The organism is Bacillus thuringiensis, assembly GCF_001455345.1.
GTDB lineage: Bacteria > Bacillota > Bacilli > Bacillales > Bacillaceae_G > Bacillus_A > Bacillus_A thuringiensis_N.
In genome coordinates, this window is sequence record NZ_CP013274.1 from 1,405,069 (window position 1) to 1,421,640 (window position 16,572).

Consider the following 16,572-nt stretch of genomic DNA (forward strand, 5'->3'; position numbering starts at 1 on the left):
CACGTTTTTGTTTTTTATATGAAGATTATAAGAATTTCTTATTGTAAAAGGAGGATTACGTTGAAAAGGAAATATGTATTGCTGTTATTTGCTATGTTACTAGCATCTTGTAGTCAAGTTGAGCAAAAAAAAGAAACAAAAAAAGTGGAAGAGACGGTGAATGAAGTGAAAGAAACAATAGGGGTAACCGTTATACAAAAAAAACATACAGAGAAAAAATTACAGGAATCAGAAGCTAAGGTAGTAATAGACATTATGGATAAAGCTGAGAAACAAGAAATAACAGGTAGCTTTGGTGAACCTGAATATGAAATACAAATTAGTAGAGATGGAAAAAAAGAAACATATTATGCATGGCTAAGAGGGGAAGACAGAAGAGGATGGGTACAACATAAGAAAGCTATGTATATGCTGAATAAAAAAGATACGGAAAAGCTTTTGGCTATATTTCCAAATGTTTCAGAACAAAAAGAAGATGAGGTGCAGGTAGGTCCTTTAACAGAAGTAACAAAAAAAGATTTGCAGATTACCACGTTCCATATTAAAGCAGGCGATCAAAAAGTGAATTATATGGTACGGTATACGATTTCACAATCATTATACAACAAGTTAGAGAAGGAACAAGAATATTATTTGCAAGTTATTTTCCCAGAAAAAGTTCAAAAATTAATTGGAGCAAAAGAAAGCGAAAAAATTTCAGGTGAAAAGGTAAAGGAAGGGTATAAACAGTATGAATTGCATGCTACTGTTCCGGTAAAAGATGCTTCAGAATCACAATTAAAGTCATTAGAAACATATTATGAAAATTATGATTTGAAAATATTAAATAGTAAAAAAGAAAAAATAGGTGTTTTTCAAAATATCATTCAAATTGTTAAAGAGTATGGTGAAAAAATGAATTTACAAAGATAAGGTGAAACTTTAATTAGCCCTGACGGATTGGGATGAATGTAATTTGTAAAGTCTATATGGCCTTTCCTAGGAAATGATAATAGAGAGGGGAACCCCCCTCTCTATTACTTTGCTTTTGCAGATGGCTCATTCATTGATTTTCGTGTAATAAGAAAAGAAATCATAAGAGCGGAAAGGATGATAAGAGTGATAAAGACATGATTGGGCAACAAATCTAATAATAATACGTAACTAACGGTATAAAAAATAAGAGTTGAAGCTAAAAACGATAGAACACCTATTATGAGAGATTGTAAGTTCATTCATATGCACCTCCTTTTATTTATATTTTTGTCTAAAAATGGATTAAATAAACATTATTTCTAACAATAGAAAAAAATATGTCGTAATAGAGAAAACAACAAGTTTTGATGAATGAAGATGATTCATGAATGAGAGATAAAGGAGAGGAATATGAAAAATAATAAAAAAGGATTATGGGGAATTATTGTTGCAATAGGGCTATTTTTACTTTCTAAGTTAAAGTGGGTATTTGCAATTTTTAAATTAGCAAAGTTTTCAACGGTATTTAGTATGTTTTTATCGCTTGGAGTATACGCGGTTATTTATGGTTGGAAATTTGGAGTAGCACTCATTTATTTGTTGTTTGTTTATGAAATGGGCCATTTATGGGCGGCAAGAAGAAAAGGGATACCAACATCGCCCGTGATCTTTATCCCGTTTATGGGAGCTCTTATTGGAATGAAGGAAGATGCCGAAAAATGCAAAAGATGAAGCGTATATATGCCTATATGGGACCTCTTTTTGGATTACTTTCATTTTTACCGGCTATTCCACTTTACATGATAACGAAAGAGCTGTTTTGGGCGCTCATTATTTTACTTGGAAGCATGATTAATTTCTTTAATTTAATTCCAGTGTCCCCGTTAGATGGGCCAATTAAGGAATTAGGATATAGAATTGAAGGAATGAAAGAATATGTTGCAAGGCTTGAAGAGAAGTTAAAAGAAACGGGTGCAGTACATCGAAATATATATATGATGCAACATGAAATAAATGTATTAAGGTAAAAAGAAAGAGAGAAAGAATTAAAAACAGGAGAGTTTCAAAAGATTGAAGTGTTAGAGTATCTATTACCAAAGTTAGGGCAGCTGGATTACGTCCCATATGAAGATGAAAAAGAAACACATACAATTCATATAAGAGAAGCATTGGAATTGTCAGAAATAAAATTATAGGAATGGGTTACAGAAAAGAGACAACAGGAGAACTATTATAAAGTGGATACGAAAACGAAATGGACGGTATTTGCTTGTTATATCGGATTAATGGCTATACTTGGTTATACAGTTTATGAAGGATATATTGTTTTACAAGAATATTTGCCAACGAGAAATGTATAGAAGAATATTGTCGAAATGATAGGAAGAATTTATACAGGAATTATATTTCTACGAGAGAATGTTACAAGTATAGTCATACGTTGTAATATTTTTAGTAGAGAAGGAGTTCTGTATATGAAGAAATTGTTAAGTGTATTCGGGATTATTATCGTGATGATCATTGCGAGCTATAGTCTTATGAAAGTGCTGTTACATTATGCGAATAAGCCTGCAGAGGTAAATACAATAGCTCAAATAGAAGATGTGCAAGAAGAGACAAAAGTACTAGATTTTATTCGTATGACACATGAAAGTTATAATAATTTCTTAAATTATGGTAAAGCAGAGAATTATACAGAAGGGGACTGGAGCCAATTTAAACAATGGTTTCAACAACAAGAATTATCGTTAAAAAATATACATACAGACATAAAGAATGAAAAAATAAAACGCGATGTAAATAGAAGCTATGAAATTGTAAAAAAAGGTGTAAAACTCCAAAATATTGAGTATGTAGTTTATGCACATCGTGTATACCATGACTTAGATATTATCGTAAATAAATATAGAGGTGAAACGAACATCTGGGGGTATACGGAGTTTGGAGAAGGGAAAGATATAAAGGTAATTGAACAAGCTATACAGTCCAAATAATAAGCGAGCTAGCATTCTAGTTGGCTTATTTTCTTTTGTAAATGCAATGTTCATATATTTTTCACAAAAACACCGTGTTAATAGTGATTAAAATCACAATCTGTATTATACAATTCAGTTAAACTAAAAACAGTTAAGGAAATAGAGGAGTGGGATACAATGTTAAGTAAAAAAACAATTGAAATCGTAAAGTCAACAGTACCATTATTACAAGAAAAAGGCGTTGAAATTACAACGAGATTTTATGAAATTTTATTTTCGGAACATCCGGAGTTATTGAATATTTTCAACCATACAAATCAGAAAAAGGGAAGACAACAACAAGCGCTAGCGAATGCTGTTTATGCAGCTGCAACGTACATTGATAATTTAGAAGCTATTATTCCAGTTGTAAAACAAATTGGTCATAAGCATAGAAGTTTAGGTATTAAAGCAGAGCATTACCCGATTGTAGGTACATGTTTACTACGTGCAATTAAAGAGATCGCAGGTGCACCAGATGAAGTTTTAAATGCATGGGGAGAAGCTTATGGTGTCATTGCTGATGCATTCATTAGCATTGAAGCAGAGATGTATGAACAAGCGGCACATAAAGAAGGTGGATGGAAAGATTTCCGTAACTTTGTAGTTGTTAAAAAAGTGAAGGAAAGCGATGTTATTACGTCATTTTATTTAAAACCTGAAGATGGAGGGAAAGTTTCTTCATTCATTCCAGGACAATATGTAACGATTCAAATAAATATTGAAGGTGAAACATATACACATAATCGTCAATATAGCTTATCAGATGCTCCAGGAAAAGAATATTATCGTATTAGTGTAAAGAAAGAAAAAGGTGTAGATACACCAGATGGTAAAGTATCTAATTATTTACATGATCATGTAAAAGAAGAGGATATGTTACCAGTAAGTGCACCAGCAGGAGATTTCGTATTAAATATGGATTCAACATTGCCAGTTGTACTAATTAGTGGTGGAGTAGGTATTACACCAATGATGAGTATGCTAAATACGTTAATTGAACAAGACTCAAAACGTAATGTGTATTTTGTTCATGCAGCGATAAATAGTAATACACATGCAATGAAAGAACACGTTAAGGCAGTAGATAATGAATACGAACAAGTTAAAGCATATACTTGTTATTCTGCACCAACTGAAAAAGATTTAGAAATGAAGAACTTTGATAAAGAAGGTTTCGTTGAAAGAGAATGGTTACAAACTATTATTCCGACAATTGAAGCAGAGTTTTATTTCTGTGGTCCAGTAGCATTTATGAAGCATATAAATGCTGCACTAACTGAGTTAGATGTGAAACAAGAGCATATTCATTATGAATTTTTCGGTCCAGCAGCAAGCCTACAATAGATTGGGCTTGAATAAGCAAAAAAACGAGGTGTTATTTTACCTCGTTTTTTATTTGTTCTCGTAATAGTCGATTTACTGTTTCGCGGCGTATACCAATCAGTTGACCAATTTCGGTTTGTGTTAATATTTCGTATATTGGAATGTCACCTAAATATAGTGTGAACCACTCTTGTAAACGATGAAGACGTTCTTTCGGAGAGACGGTTGTCAATTGATCGATACGCTGTTGCATCATTCTTAATTTGGATTGTAATTGCATAGCGATATTTGCATAGGATGCAGGATTTGCCTGGAGTTGATCGTACCATTCATTACTAATTATAGGTTCAACTTCTGTTTTTATTAAAGCGATTGCTGTACCGTGATATTCCTTTGGTGAAATTAAAGAATGGTGAGGTATCGTTTCACCTGGAACGATAATATTGAATAAAAACGGTGTTCCATCTTCTTCTATTCTTACTACTTTTAATAAACCTGTTTTTATAAAATATAAAGGACCATCCTCGCCTTGACGGAATAGTACGTCTCCCTTATGTAGAATCAATGTTAGCCCCCCAATTTAAACATTTCTATATCTTCTATTTTAGCGTATAGGTATAAAGACAATATACTATTTAAACTGCAATTTCATTGACGAAATATATGCTATTACAGTAGTATACTATTTAGTGTGTAATAGTACTAGCAATGAATACGCTGTAGGGGGTTTAGTATATTGTTAGATGCGATAAAAATGACGGATATGAGAATTCCGGCGAATGCTATCATTCATGTAGAAGAGATGAAAGGTGGAGTCGTGTTATCCGTTGAAGTAGACGGCCAAATTATTTATACGATGGCTTATGATGAAGAAACAGATAGTTATGCTGAATTATATGATCGAAACGATAAGAGGGCGTGCCAAGTACATGAGGATTTTATGGGATGGTCACTTCTTCATTAAAAAAGATGTCAATATGACATCTTTTTTTATTAAACCGATAGAATATACAAAGAAATGAAATATAAGGATAAAATTTGTAATAAATGATTTTGCATTGTTAGCACTTTGTAACTGCAAGTGAATTATTTTTTCGCTATCATAAAGATAACAGTCGCAGTTATAGGAGTGGTCAACTTGAAGAAAATACATATTTCCAATTATATGTTATTATGTGTTTGTTTAATTTTATTTGTTCTCTTAGGAGGGTTTTTATATTCATGTGTATAAGAAAAACGCATTCTAAAAAGAACGCGTTATAAAAAAGAAGTAATAATTAATCTAGTTCCGAGAATCATTAATGTAATACGTAATAAATTAATTACGGCCTTACCGCTCAATTTTGTATTGATATAAGCCCCGATTTTTCCACCGATCCATGCACCAGGAATAAGAATTAATGCATAAATCCAGCTGACATTTCCAAGGGAGATGTGAGTTGCAGAACTTACAATTGCTGATAGAAATACGATAAACATCGAAGTTGCTACAGCAATATGTGCTGGGAATGCAAAAAGGAGCATCATTGCGGGAACAAGTAAGGCACCGCCACCAATTCCAAATAAACCAGATATAAAACCAACTATAAAGGCGATAAAGATAGCGAGAAGCGGTGGAAATTGATAGTGTACAGTGTTTCCTTCGTTATCTGTAAAAGAACGCTTAATTACAGTCATATTTGATAAAGAAAGGGGTTTTAATTTGTCTCGTAACATAAGAAGGATGGAGACAAAAATAAGGAAAATCCCAAAATATAAAGAAAATGTATCTTGGTTTAAAAATTTGTTTGCCCATGAGCCGATGATACCACCAGGGCCACTCCCGATAAATAAAATAAGACCACTTTTGTAATCTACTCGTTTATGTTTCATATAAGTAAGGGTGGAAGATAGTCCTGTAAAAACGACTGTTACCATTGAAGTTCCTACTGCAAGTTGTGGTGATAGACTGTGTAATCCGATTAATAACGGAACAATAATAATTCCGCCACCAAGTCCGACTAGGCTCCCGACTGTCCCGGCGATTAGCCCGATGAAAAGTAACATGATGTATTCCAAAATTGCCAACTCCTCTATATAACTTATCCACCAATTATTATACACGCTTTTTAAAGAGAAAAAGGTTTGTTCACAAAAAAGTCGTCTTCCTAGAAAAATAAGGAAGACGACTTTTAATTAAAAGATTAAGTGTAATAAAGAGTAAAATAAAGCAGCTAATGAAGCTGAAATAGGAAGTGTGATAACCCAAGTAATTAACATGCGTTTTGCAGTTCCCCATTTTACACCTTTTACACGGTGAGAAGCACCAACCCCTAAAATAGAAGAAGAGATAACGTGCGTCGTACTAACTGGCAAGTGAATAAATGTTGCACCGAAAATAACAAGTGATGATGATAAATCGGCTGCTACACCATTTACAGGACGAATTTTCATAATTTGTCCACCGACAGTTTTAATAATTTTCCATCCACCGACAGAAGTACCAAGACCCATTGCGATTGCACAAGATAATTGTACCCAGAACGGGATGTCGCTAGAAGTATGATAGTTATTGGCCATAAGAGCCATCGTAATGATTCCCATTGCTTTTTGCGCATCGTTCGTACCGTGTGTATAAGCTTGTAATGCGGCAGTGAAGATCTGGAATATACGGAAGTTTTTGTTCGTTTTCGTTAAGTTAAAGTTTTTAAAGACTACTTTAAAAATACTGTATACGATATAACCAATAACAAAAGCGATAATCGGTGAAATGATTAAAGCTTCAAGAATTTTTATGAATCCTTTAAGATTTAACGAGCTAATACCAGCAGCAGCGATAGCTGCACCTGCGATTGAGCCAATAATCGCATGCGAAGAACTACTTGGAATACCGTAGTACCAAGTAATTAAATTCCAAGCTATTGCTGCAAGCAAAGCAGCTAAAATTACAAGAGAACCATTTTGCAAGGCAAATGGGTCAACGATATCTTTTGTAATCGTTTTTGCTACACCTGTAAAAGTCATCGCACCTAAAAAGTTCATAATAGCTGCCATAATAATTGCATGTCTAGGCTTTAGAGCTTTCGTTGAAACAGCCGTTGCAATAGCGTTTGCTGTATCGTGAAATCCATTGATAAAGTCAAAAGCTAAAGCGCAAATGACTACTAAAACGGTCAGTATCAAGAGTGTATCCATGATCAAACTCCTTATGCGTTCTTCATAATAATTGTTTCTAATACGTTTGCAACGCTTTGGCAGCTATCCGCTACTTCTTCAAGCTCTTCGTAAATCTCTTTGTATTGAATAATCTTAATCGGATCTTTCTCACGAGAGAATAAGTGCTTAATCGCATGACGGCGAATATCATCACATTGTGATTCGTAATCCTTAATCTTAATCGCATTTGTGCGAATGTCGACTAATTTCTTTTTAGACAGTAGTTCAACAGAATTTGCAATCTCAATCGCACATTGATTAATTGCTTCAACGAATTTAATCATGTATTCATCAGCTTCTGTAATAGAATACATTTCGAATAGACCAGCACTATGATCTAATCCGTCTAATACATCATCCATACTCATTGCAAGTTGTAGGATGTCCTCACGTTCAATAGGAGTAATAAACGCTTTGTTTAGCTCCATAATGATTTCGTGAATAAATGAGTCACCTTTTGACTCATACTCTTTCATGCGCATAGAAAACTCTTTTAAATCGCTAGCATTTTTAATTTTATACTCCACGAAAAACTGCGCGCCTTCTTTTAAATTTTCGGAAACATTCATTAACATTTCAGAAAATTTATCTTTTTTTGATTTAAAGACCATTATTAGTTACCCCCACAAAAGTAATATATGTAAAATATATTGGCTAGTCAATTCTAACAAAAAACTGTCGTTTTTTAAAACATTTTATCGAAAAGTTTACAAAAACTTAACATAACTCTCATTGTTGTATTAATAATATTAATAATCAATATTGAATATCTTACTTGTAGAATGTCCTTTTCTTGCAAAAAGTATGAATGTGAAAGAAAAGCTTTACACTACAGGAAAGACTACGTTATTATAATAAATTTAAAAGGAGGTAGATTCTTCCTTTTGAAAAGAAGAGTGTAAACAAACGAAGGAAGTGAACGAATGAAATTGAAGAACACTCACTTAAAAAAAATGCAGGAGTGGTTCAACAAGAGGAAGAAACTTCGTAATTCATTAATTGTATTAGGAAGTTTACTTGCTACTTTATTTATTGCTATAAATATAATAATTTCTATTCAAGACATATCTGAATTAAAGCAAGCTGTTCCACAACCGACCTTAATTTATGATGCAAATAATGAAGTTGCGACTAAATTAGCTTCTTCTAAAACAGAAGGTGTTAAGAGGAAAGATATTCCTGATATTATGGTTCAGGCAATTGTTGCAGTAGAAGATAAGGAATTTTTTAACCATCATGGTATTTACTATAGTGGAATTATAAGTGCAGTTTTTAAAAATATTACAGCAGGAGAAGTTGTAGCAGGTGGGAGTACAATTACACAACAACTTGCGAAAAATGTATTTCTGACACAAGATCGTACGTTCTCGCGTAAAATAAAGGAATATTTTTTAACAAAAAAAATAGAACGTACGTATACGAAAGATGAAATTATCGAAATGTACATGAACCAAATTTATTTTGGTGAAGGAGCTTGGGGTATAAAAAGGGCAGCTAAGTCTTATTTTGATAAAGATGTAAAAGATTTAACAATTTCAGAGGCTGCAACGATTGCGGGTTTGATTAAAGCACCGTCTGCGTATTCGCCTTATAAAAACTTTAATAAATCAATCGAACGACGTAATGTTGTATTAAGTTTAATGAAAGAGCAAGGATATATTTCTGACGAACAGTATAATAAAGAAAAAGAGAGCGGTCTTGTGTTAAAACGTGGTGTTGATGATAAATACAAGGGGAAGTACTCTCAATATGTAGACTATATTGTTAGAGAAGCGATGGACAAGTACGAATTAACACAAAATGAAATTTTAGCAGGTGGTTATCGTATTTATACAGAGCTTGATCCGAAAAAACAACAGGCTGTAGAAGACGTTGTGAATAATGATGGTTATTTCAAAGATAGTGGCTCAGACCAACTTATGCAAACAGGTGTAGTTCTTATGAATCCAAAAACAGGTGGTGTACCAGCGTTAGTTGGAGGCAGAGGGCCGTATCAGTTTTTACAGTTTAATCATGCAACCCAATTAAAAAGACAACCTGGCTCAACGTTAAAGCCTCTGGCTGTATATGTACCAGCGTTAGAGCAAGGGTATGAAGTGTACGATGTATTAAAAGATGAACCATTTAATATTAAAGAATATAAACCGCAAAATAGCGATCATACTTTTCACGGTGATGTGACAATGTATGAAGCTGTGGCAAAGTCGTACAATGTTTCAGCTGTTTGGCTATTAGAGCAAATTGGATTAGATAAAGGATTGAAGTCTTTAGAGCGATTTGGTATTCCGTTAGTGCCAGAAGATCGTACGTACCCAATTGCTTTAGGCGGGATGCATGTCGGGACCTCTCCATTTGTAATGGCTCAAGCATACAGTACATTTGCAAATGACGGTGTTCAAGTGGAAGCTCATGCGATTAGGGAGATACAAAATGCTGAAGGTGAAACAATTGGAAAGTGGTATAAGAAAGAGACACGGGTGACGAGCGAGAAAATTGCTCAAAAGATGACATATTTATTAAAAGGTGTTGTCGAAAAGGGTACGGGCGAAAAGGCGAAAGTTAATAATGTCGATACAGCAGGTAAAACAGGGACTACTCAAATTGTAAATGGACCAAGCAACGGTGCAAAGGATTCGTGGTTTGTTGGATATACACCAGATTTAGTAGGTGCGATTTGGGTAGGATATGATAAAACAGATAGCGATCATTATGTTCCAGGTGGGAGTCAAATTACGACGACAATGTTCCGGGATATTATGAAAAAAGCGAATGCCAATCCAGCTCAAAAAGCATTCCAGTTATCGCTCATATCTGAGGCTGATTATAAAAAACAATTGAATACAATTGAAGAGGAAAAACGAAGAAAAGAAGAAGAGAAGAGAAGGCAAGAAGAGGAACAACAAAGAAAAAAAGAGCAACAAGAATGGCTTGATAAAGTGAAAGAGTGGATTCCATCATTTTGGTAAAAGAAAAAGGCGAATAACGAAATTCGCCTTTTTTTGTATGAGAAATTAAGTGAAACTTTAATTGGTGGAGAGTTTTATCTATCTTTACTAGTTGTTAGCCCATAGCAATTGAGATAAATGGTATTACTCGTTAAATGTAACATTCGTACTGCCAAAGGATTGAGAATCGTACGTGACGATTATTTTGCCTTTACTAATAGGTTCGTAAGGTATTTCTTCTTCGTAATTACCATTATTTTCATTATGGATAGAAAGCGTGATTTCATCAATTTCTTTATTTGTATACTGATCTTTAATCGTTTCAGCAATTTGGAGTAATGCTTCGGAACTAGAAGCCTGCGTAATAAGCATTCCTTTTATAACTTTTTTTTCATTCGTTGTGGCATTTGAATAAGGGATGTTGCTTTGTTTTGTATACAAAAGTTTGTATGGAACAGTTTTTCTCTCTGCTTTTGATATAGTGGAATATTTTAGAGTTAAAAAAAATCCTACACATAAAATAATGCATACCATAAGAGCAAACCAAATGCGTATTAGTGACATAACTCTCATTTTCATCCCTCTTTCATATCTTTGACTTCACTATTTATCATACAAAATGAGGATTAAGATAGAGTAAATTTGAGGTAAAGAAACGTAAAGAAGGAGCACTTATCCTCCCAAATAAGTGCTCCTTTCTATATAAAGAGAGATTTAATGCACGGTTAAACGATACATATTATTATAAATATACTTATTGATTGAAAATTAGTAAATTCGGAATACGGATAGTGTTGCAGTTGTATCACCTGTGTTAGGAATAGAAATTGTGTTTGCTGTAGGCTGTACAGCAATCGTTGTACCAGCTTGTAAAGTAACGATTGTAGAGAAAGAAACAGCACTACCGATAACGTTAGTTGAGAAATTACGAGTAGGTGGTTGGCCATTGAATGAAATACCGAATCCAAATGGTGAAGATCCTGGGAAAGTTGTAGACGCTGAGAAACTAATATCATATACGCCTGTTTCTAAAATTGTTAAAGTATCTGAAGTATCGTTGAAAGAGATGTTAGTTAATTCGAAAACTTGGTTGAATTGGATGTTTGTTCCAGGGGATATGGTTTGTGGATTAGAGTTTCCGATTGCTGCGATAGTTACAGGAATTGGAGTACCCGCTGGTCCTGTTGCGCCAGTAGCCCCCGCTGGCCCTTGAATACCTTGAGCACCAGTAGCGCCAGTAGCCCCTGCAGGTCCTTGAGGTCCAGTAGCACCTTGAGCGCCTGCTGGTCCTTGAATACCTTGAGCACCAGTAGCGCCAGTAGCCCCTGCAGGTCCTTGAATACCTTGAGCACCAGTAGCGCCAGTAGCCCCTGCAGGTCCTTGAATACCTTGAGCACCAGTAGCGCCAGTAGCCCCTGCAGGTCCTTGAACACCTTGAGCACCAGTAGCGCCAGTAGCCCCTGCAGGTCCTTGAACACCTTGAGCACCAGTAGCGCCAGTAGCCCCTGCAGGTCCTTGAACACCTTGAGCACCAGTAGCCCCTGTTGCGCCCGCTGGCCCTTGAGCACCAGTAGCCCCTGTTGCGCCAGTAGCCCCCGCTGGCCCTTGAATACCTTGAGCACCAGTAGCGCCAGTAGCCCCCGCTGGTCCTTGAACACCTTGAGCACCAGTAGCCCCTGTTGCGCCTGCAGGTCCTTGAGCACCTTGAGGTCCTTGAGCACCAGTAGCACCAGTAGCGCCTGCTGGTCCTTGAATACCTTGAGGCCCTTGAGGCCCAGTAGCACCTTGAACACCTGCTGGTCCTTGAGCACCTTGAGGTCCTTGAGGTCCAGTAGCACCTTGAGCACCCGCTGGTCCTTGAGGCCCAGTAGCACCTTGAGCACCCGCCGGTCCTTGAGGCCCAGTAGCACCAGTAGCACCAGTAGCACCAGTAGCGCCTGTTGCTCCTCCACCTCCAAGACAACCTGATCCATATTGAACTAGGATAGTTTGGATCTCTGTTATGAGTCTAACTAGTTTGTCGATCGTACAACAATCTACTTTGAATAACTTAGCGATATACAATAAATAATTAAGCAAGCTTTGTAGCTCAACGTACAATGCTCCGCATGAGAAAGGTGTTGTTCTTAAAATAGTTAATAGATTAGCAATAATAGAATTTCCAATTTGTTTTTGGGCAGGAGACAAATCTAAGCAATTGAGGAATTTTTGTAGGTTATTTAGGGCAACAATCAAGTTATCGATATTAGCTTGAGAAGGGTTTTGAAAGACAGCTTGAATAGCTTGACCAAGAGCTTGAAGAAGTCTAACGAATTCTGTAAGTTCGGACTTAGAGATGTTAATATGACTGCAAGCTCTGACTTCGCAACAATCATTACCATAAAATACTTTTCCTTTATTTTTATTGTTCATCTGTTCATTCCTTTCTTTCATAGAATTAATAGTCATTACTATATATTAAAATGAAATTTAAACTAAATTCGTGATGGACAAACTACTATTTCTAAAAAAATAAGAAATTGGCCTACCTAGCACAAATAAGTAAAGTATAGAGAAAGTTTTATATGATTTAAAGAAGAAAAGTTCAACATAAAAAAACTGCATGCCAACTGTTGAGGGATTTAACAATTGGCATGCAGTTCGTGGATTGGATTTTATTTGTATTGATTTAATCTTTCAAGGGCTGTTTTAGGTAGGATTGGAATTGAAATAGTAAAAGTTGTACCATCTTCATTACTAGTCATTTTTAATGTACCATTATGATTTTGAATAATTTTTTTCGTTACTGACAAGCCGAGCCCTGTGCCGGAATCTTTTGTTGAGAAGAATGGATCAAAGATATATTCTTGAATGGCTGGTGGAATACCAATCCCATTATCAGTGAAAGTAATACGAACAAAATTATCTAGGCGGTAACTAGTGATTTGGATAGAAAGTTTGTTTTCACCTTGAGCATCGACAGCGTTCTGGAATAAGTTTAAAAAAACTTGTACAAGTTCATGACGATCAATATGGACTAATACATCATCTAATTCGGTAGAAAAATTATAATCAATTGAAATGTTATGTAAAAAGACTTCACTAGCTAGTAACTGTTGAATATACTCACGTAAAAATGTATTAATAGGAAACGGTTCTCTTGTAAATTCGCGTGTTTTTGAAATAGATAAAAATTTTGTAATGATACTATTTGCGCGATCTAATTCAGGAATAAGTAAGTTTTTAAATAGTTCTTTATTAGATGGAGAAACACTCTCTTGCAAAAATTGTAAATATCCTCGTACGGTTGTAAGAGGATTGCGTACTTCATGTGCAATCCCAGCTGCGATTCGCCCTGCTAACGAAAATTTCTCTGCATCACGTTCTGTGTTTAAATAATGAAAAACACTAATAACTCTAAAAATCTCTCCGTTATAATCACGAATAATTCGGTTATTTAAAATGCCATAGTTTTTGTCTAAAACTTCTTCATTATATATTTCAGTGCCCGTTCTTAATGTTTCAAGTGCTTTAATTTTTTCTTCTGGCAAGTTTAGTAATTGTTGAATCGGCTTCCCAATTATATCATTTCGTACTACACCAAAATCATCTGCGGCAGCTTGATTACATAAAGTTATATTTCCTTTACTATCAACAAAGGTTACATGATGTGAAAAAGCATCAAAAATATGAACAAAGTATGTTTCAAGTTGTTTAAATAAAAACAATGAATCGCAAGTAAGTTGAAAATCAGCCTCTTTATTCTCTTTTGGTATGTTTTGAATGGAATGAGTCGATCTCGTTTTCTTTATTTGTAAACCAATATGTGGATTTTTATATGTGAAATGATGTGGTAATTGATTCACAAGTTTTTCATAAAAACGTACTTTATTTTCTAGTTCTTCTATTCGTTTTTCATGAGATACAATATCATCGTTTGGAAGCATAAATAAATAACCCCTCAATTTAAAAATTCTTCCATCTAGTATATCATATTTTTATAAGGAGACTCTTAAAGAAGGGACTACTTAATGAAATTGATTGGTCGAAGTGTTCAGGAAGTGAGTAGAATGAATAGAAGATGAAGCTGAAAAGGGAGGGATATATTTTGCTTTTCATTGGAGTGACAGGGTGGGGAGATCATGATTCTTTATATATAGACCCCTATGAAAATAGAAATAAATTACGAACATATAGTGAGTATTTTCCTATAGTCGAAGTGGATAGTTCATTTTATGCAATGCAACCTGCACGAAACTATACAAAATGGGCAATGGAAACACCGAAAGATTTTTCTTTTATCGTAAAAGCATATCAAGGAATGACAGGACATATGAAAGGTGAAATCCCTTTTTCTACGTTTGATGAGATGTTTGATGTGTACAAACAATCTATTCTTCCTTTAATAGAAGCTGATAAATTAAAAACAATTTTATTTCAATATCCACCATGGTTTGATTGTAAAAAGAAAAATGTGGATTTTCTTCGATATACGAAAGAAAAAATGGAAGGTTTGCCGTGTGCGATAGAATTTCGAAATCAAACATGGTTTTATCCAGAAATGAGAGATAAGACGTTACAGTTTTTGGAAAAGGAGAAATGGATTCATACAATTTGTGATGAGCCACAGGCAGGGATGGGTTCAGTACCGCTCATATTAGAAGTAACGAATGCAGAGATGGTGTTAATACGTTTTCATGGCCGGAATGTTCATGGTTGGCTTGATAAAGGAGAGAATTGGAGAGCGGTTCGCTGTTTATATCGCTACAATAATAAAGAATTAGAAGAATGGGTAGAAAGACTAGAACAATTAAAAAAGAAGACAAAGGACATATATATACTATTTAATAATAATTCAGGCGGAGATGCAGCTGATAATGCGAAACAGCTTATGAAAATGATGAACATTACATATGGTGAGCCAAAGCCTGAGCAATTAAATTTGTTTGAATGATAATAAACAAGAAAGGCACTGTACAAACAGGGGGAATGTACAGTGCCTTTCTATATGAAAAAGAGGGGTAACAATGTTACTGAGCGTTTGGTTGATTCATCAATTGTTGGCTTCGTAATAAATGATAATGGTTATCATTATCATTGTCAATAGTTTTCCGAAAAATAAATAAAAAACTTTTTATGAGATATTAACGGTAGGGAGATCCCTAATAGAAGTTTGGCTGAAGTAAAGAATTGTTTCGAGGCAGATTTCCAGCAGCCCCCTGATAAAGTATAAAAAAAGAACAGCAATTAATGCTGTTCTTTTCCAGTGACAAATTGTTGTAAATCAAAAGGAGTTATCGCTTGGATAAATTCTTTTGAGATAAGTGTTTGAACAAGAGTACTTTCAGAAATAGAAGCACCTGTTTTCTTTTCATAAGCTTGTTTTAATAAATCAAGTTTTTCAGCCGTTTCTTTCGGTAATTCAATTGTTAATGTGTTCATAATTTCTCCCCCTTACTATTAGAGTACCACTACAATATAGGAGAGACAAGCAAAGAGAGTGTGAAACATAAAAAAGGTTACCATTTATAAATGGTAACCTTTTTTATGTATAAGAGTTATTAAGCAATACCGATATACTTTAAAGTTTTTGATGGAGTACTATGGTCAAAGAAGTGTTGTAAAAATGCAATGTCAACACCTGATTTGTATGCACAATATCCCCAAGTTTTTCGAAGTGTATGTGAGCTAATCCCTTCTAATCCAACTTCTTTTGCAGCTTTGTTTAAAATGTACCATGCATGTTGTCTCGTAATAGATTTTGTTCCCTTTTGAGACTTTAATAACGGTTCATTACGTTTCCAAGTTTTACGTTCTTTCATGTAGTCTTCGATCGCGTGCTGTAAGTCTTCATTCACAGCAAACCATTTATGTTTCTTTACTTTTTCATTGTAAAATAAAATGGAATGGCGAACATTTTCATTTTCATCGATTACATCACTAACTTTTAATTGTAAGATTTCACTTACTTTTAAGCCAGAATTTACAGCTAATACGAATAATAAGCCATCACGTTTCGAAGATTGTAAAAGTATATTTTTGATAGTTTCTAATTGTTTTTCATTTTGAATAGGTTGTCCTGCTTGTTTCATTTCACGCACTCTCCTCTTTTATATGTGTAAAGGAAAGGATTAACTTGTTTCTTACTATAAAGGGAG

At 34.6% G+C, this 16,572-nt stretch carries 16 protein-coding genes and 1 pseudogene; 7 read left to right on the top strand and 10 right to left on the bottom strand.

The features are described 5' to 3' along the window. Positions 1–60 precede the first annotated feature (60 nt). Positions 61–912, top strand: coding sequence for a YhfM domain-containing protein (locus ATN06_RS07530; protein WP_060630133.1), 852 nt, complete (start codon positions 61–63; stop codon positions 910–912). A gap of 104 nt (positions 913–1,016) precedes the next feature. Here the strand turns inward: ATN06_RS07530 and ATN06_RS07535 are convergent, their stop codons facing one another. Continuing rightward, the gene (locus tag ATN06_RS07535) at positions 1,017–1,214 is read right to left on the bottom strand and encodes a hypothetical protein (RefSeq protein WP_060630134.1); all 198 of its coding nucleotides are present in this window, start codon (positions 1,212–1,214) and stop codon (positions 1,017–1,019) included. A 151-nt stretch (positions 1,215–1,365) separates the two neighbouring features. Here ATN06_RS07535 and ATN06_RS07540 point away from each other — a divergent pair. The 3 genes and pseudogenes from ATN06_RS07540 to hmpA all read left to right on the top strand — a co-directional run bounded on the left by ATN06_RS07540 (position 1,366) and on the right by hmpA (position 4,316). After that, a pseudogene (locus ATN06_RS07540) lies at positions 1,366–2,315 on the top strand (site-2 protease family protein). A 114-nt stretch (positions 2,316–2,429) separates the two neighbouring features. Beyond that, entirely contained in the window at positions 2,430–2,948 is a 519-nt protein-coding gene (locus ATN06_RS07545) for a hypothetical protein (RefSeq protein WP_060630135.1), read from the top strand. 159 nt (positions 2,949–3,107) lie between these two features. Further along, positions 3,108–4,316 carry an NO-inducible flavohemoprotein gene (gene hmpA / locus ATN06_RS07550; protein WP_060630136.1) on the top strand — a complete coding sequence of 403 codons (1,209 nt, stop codon included), beginning with the start codon at positions 3,108–3,110 and terminating at the stop codon, positions 4,314–4,316. Between the two features lie 31 nt (positions 4,317–4,347). Here hmpA and ATN06_RS07555 read toward each other — a convergent pair whose 3' ends face one another. After that, the gene (locus ATN06_RS07555; protein ID WP_060630137.1) at positions 4,348–4,860 is read right to left on the bottom strand and encodes a Crp/Fnr family transcriptional regulator; all 513 of its coding nucleotides are present in this window, start codon (positions 4,858–4,860) and stop codon (positions 4,348–4,350) included. A 171-nt stretch (positions 4,861–5,031) separates the two neighbouring features. Here ATN06_RS07555 and ATN06_RS07560 point away from each other — a divergent pair, with 171 nt between their 5' ends. After that, positions 5,032–5,259, top strand: coding sequence for a hypothetical protein (locus ATN06_RS07560; RefSeq protein WP_000882907.1), 228 nt, complete (start codon positions 5,032–5,034; stop codon positions 5,257–5,259). Positions 5,260–5,552: 293 nt separating this feature from the next. Here ATN06_RS07560 and ATN06_RS07570 read toward each other — a convergent pair whose 3' ends face one another. The 3 genes from ATN06_RS07570 to ATN06_RS07580 form a co-directional block, all read right to left on the bottom strand. Then, positions 5,553–6,353, bottom strand: coding sequence for a sulfite exporter TauE/SafE family protein (locus ATN06_RS07570; protein WP_060630138.1), 801 nt, complete (start codon positions 6,351–6,353; stop codon positions 5,553–5,555). Between the two features lie 117 nt (positions 6,354–6,470). Continuing rightward, positions 6,471–7,469: an inorganic phosphate transporter gene (locus ATN06_RS07575; RefSeq protein ID WP_060630139.1), complete on the bottom strand. Its 999-nt coding sequence runs from the start codon at positions 7,467–7,469 to the stop codon at positions 6,471–6,473. An 11-nt stretch (positions 7,470–7,480) separates the two neighbouring features. Continuing rightward, positions 7,481–8,101, bottom strand: a complete 621-nt coding sequence (locus tag ATN06_RS07580) for a DUF47 domain-containing protein (RefSeq protein WP_000231446.1) — start codon at positions 8,099–8,101, stop codon at positions 7,481–7,483. Positions 8,102–8,413: 312 nt separating this feature from the next. On the opposite strand from ATN06_RS07580, the gene ATN06_RS07585 reads away from it, so the two are divergent. Then, the gene (locus tag ATN06_RS07585; RefSeq protein ID WP_060630140.1) at positions 8,414–10,456 is read left to right on the top strand and encodes a transglycosylase domain-containing protein; all 2,043 of its coding nucleotides are present in this window, start codon (positions 8,414–8,416) and stop codon (positions 10,454–10,456) included. A 123-nt stretch (positions 10,457–10,579) separates the two neighbouring features. On the opposite strand, the gene ATN06_RS07590 is transcribed toward ATN06_RS07585, so the two are convergent. The 3 genes from ATN06_RS07590 to ATN06_RS07600 form a co-directional block, all read right to left on the bottom strand. Further along, entirely contained in the window at positions 10,580–11,008 is a 429-nt protein-coding gene (locus ATN06_RS07590) for a hypothetical protein (protein ID WP_060630141.1), read from the bottom strand. A 195-nt stretch (positions 11,009–11,203) separates the two neighbouring features. After that, positions 11,204–12,847, bottom strand: a complete 1,644-nt coding sequence (locus tag ATN06_RS07595; protein ID WP_060630142.1) for a Gly-Xaa-Xaa repeat protein — start codon at positions 12,845–12,847, stop codon at positions 11,204–11,206. 242 nt (positions 12,848–13,089) lie between these two features. After that, positions 13,090–14,361, bottom strand: coding sequence for an ATP-binding protein (locus ATN06_RS07600; RefSeq protein ID WP_060630143.1), 1,272 nt, complete (start codon positions 14,359–14,361; stop codon positions 13,090–13,092). A 161-nt stretch (positions 14,362–14,522) separates the two neighbouring features. Between ATN06_RS07600 and ATN06_RS07605 the strand changes: the two genes are divergently transcribed. Further along, complete coding sequence (locus ATN06_RS07605) at positions 14,523–15,368, top strand: DUF72 domain-containing protein (RefSeq protein ID WP_060630144.1); 846 nt, start codon at positions 14,523–14,525, stop codon at positions 15,366–15,368. 293 nt (positions 15,369–15,661) lie between these two features. On the opposite strand, the gene ATN06_RS07610 is transcribed toward ATN06_RS07605, so the two are convergent. Both ATN06_RS07610 and ATN06_RS07615 read right to left on the bottom strand, forming a co-directional pair. Beyond that, a complete protein-coding gene (locus tag ATN06_RS07610; RefSeq protein WP_001094861.1) occupies positions 15,662–15,856 on the bottom strand; it encodes a DUF3924 domain-containing protein in 195 nt (64 codons plus the stop codon). 119 nt (positions 15,857–15,975) lie between these two features. Beyond that, positions 15,976–16,506: a tyrosine-type recombinase/integrase gene (locus ATN06_RS07615; RefSeq protein ID WP_000806236.1), complete on the bottom strand. Its 531-nt coding sequence runs from the start codon at positions 16,504–16,506 to the stop codon at positions 15,976–15,978. Positions 16,507–16,572: the final 66 nt, after the last annotated feature.

Coding starts and splice junctions, on each gene's coding strand:
- ATN06_RS07535 (WP_060630134.1), bottom strand. CDS start 1,214: ATGAACTTACAATCTCTCATAATAGGTGTTCTATCGTTTTTAGCTTCA.
- ATN06_RS07545 (WP_060630135.1), top strand. CDS start 2,430: ATGAAGAAATTGTTAAGTGTATTCGGGATTATTATCGTGATGATCATT.
- hmpA (WP_060630136.1), top strand. CDS start 3,108: ATGTTAAGTAAAAAAACAATTGAAATCGTAAAGTCAACAGTACCATTA.
- ATN06_RS07575 (WP_060630139.1), bottom strand. CDS start 7,469: ATGGATACACTCTTGATACTGACCGTTTTAGTAGTCATTTGCGCTTTA.
- ATN06_RS07580 (WP_000231446.1), bottom strand. CDS start 8,101: ATGGTCTTTAAATCAAAAAAAGATAAATTTTCTGAAATGTTAATGAAT.
- ATN06_RS07585 (WP_060630140.1), top strand. CDS start 8,414: ATGAAATTGAAGAACACTCACTTAAAAAAAATGCAGGAGTGGTTCAAC.
- ATN06_RS07590 (WP_060630141.1), bottom strand. CDS start 11,008: ATGAGAGTTATGTCACTAATACGCATTTGGTTTGCTCTTATGGTATGC.
- ATN06_RS07595 (WP_060630142.1), bottom strand. CDS start 12,847: ATGAACAATAAAAATAAAGGAAAAGTATTTTATGGTAATGATTGTTGC.
- ATN06_RS07600 (WP_060630143.1), bottom strand. CDS start 14,361: ATGCTTCCAAACGATGATATTGTATCTCATGAAAAACGAATAGAAGAA.
- ATN06_RS07610 (WP_001094861.1), bottom strand. CDS start 15,856: ATGAACACATTAACAATTGAATTACCGAAAGAAACGGCTGAAAAACTT.
- ATN06_RS07615 (WP_000806236.1), bottom strand. CDS start 16,506: ATGAAACAAGCAGGACAACCTATTCAAAATGAAAAACAATTAGAAACT.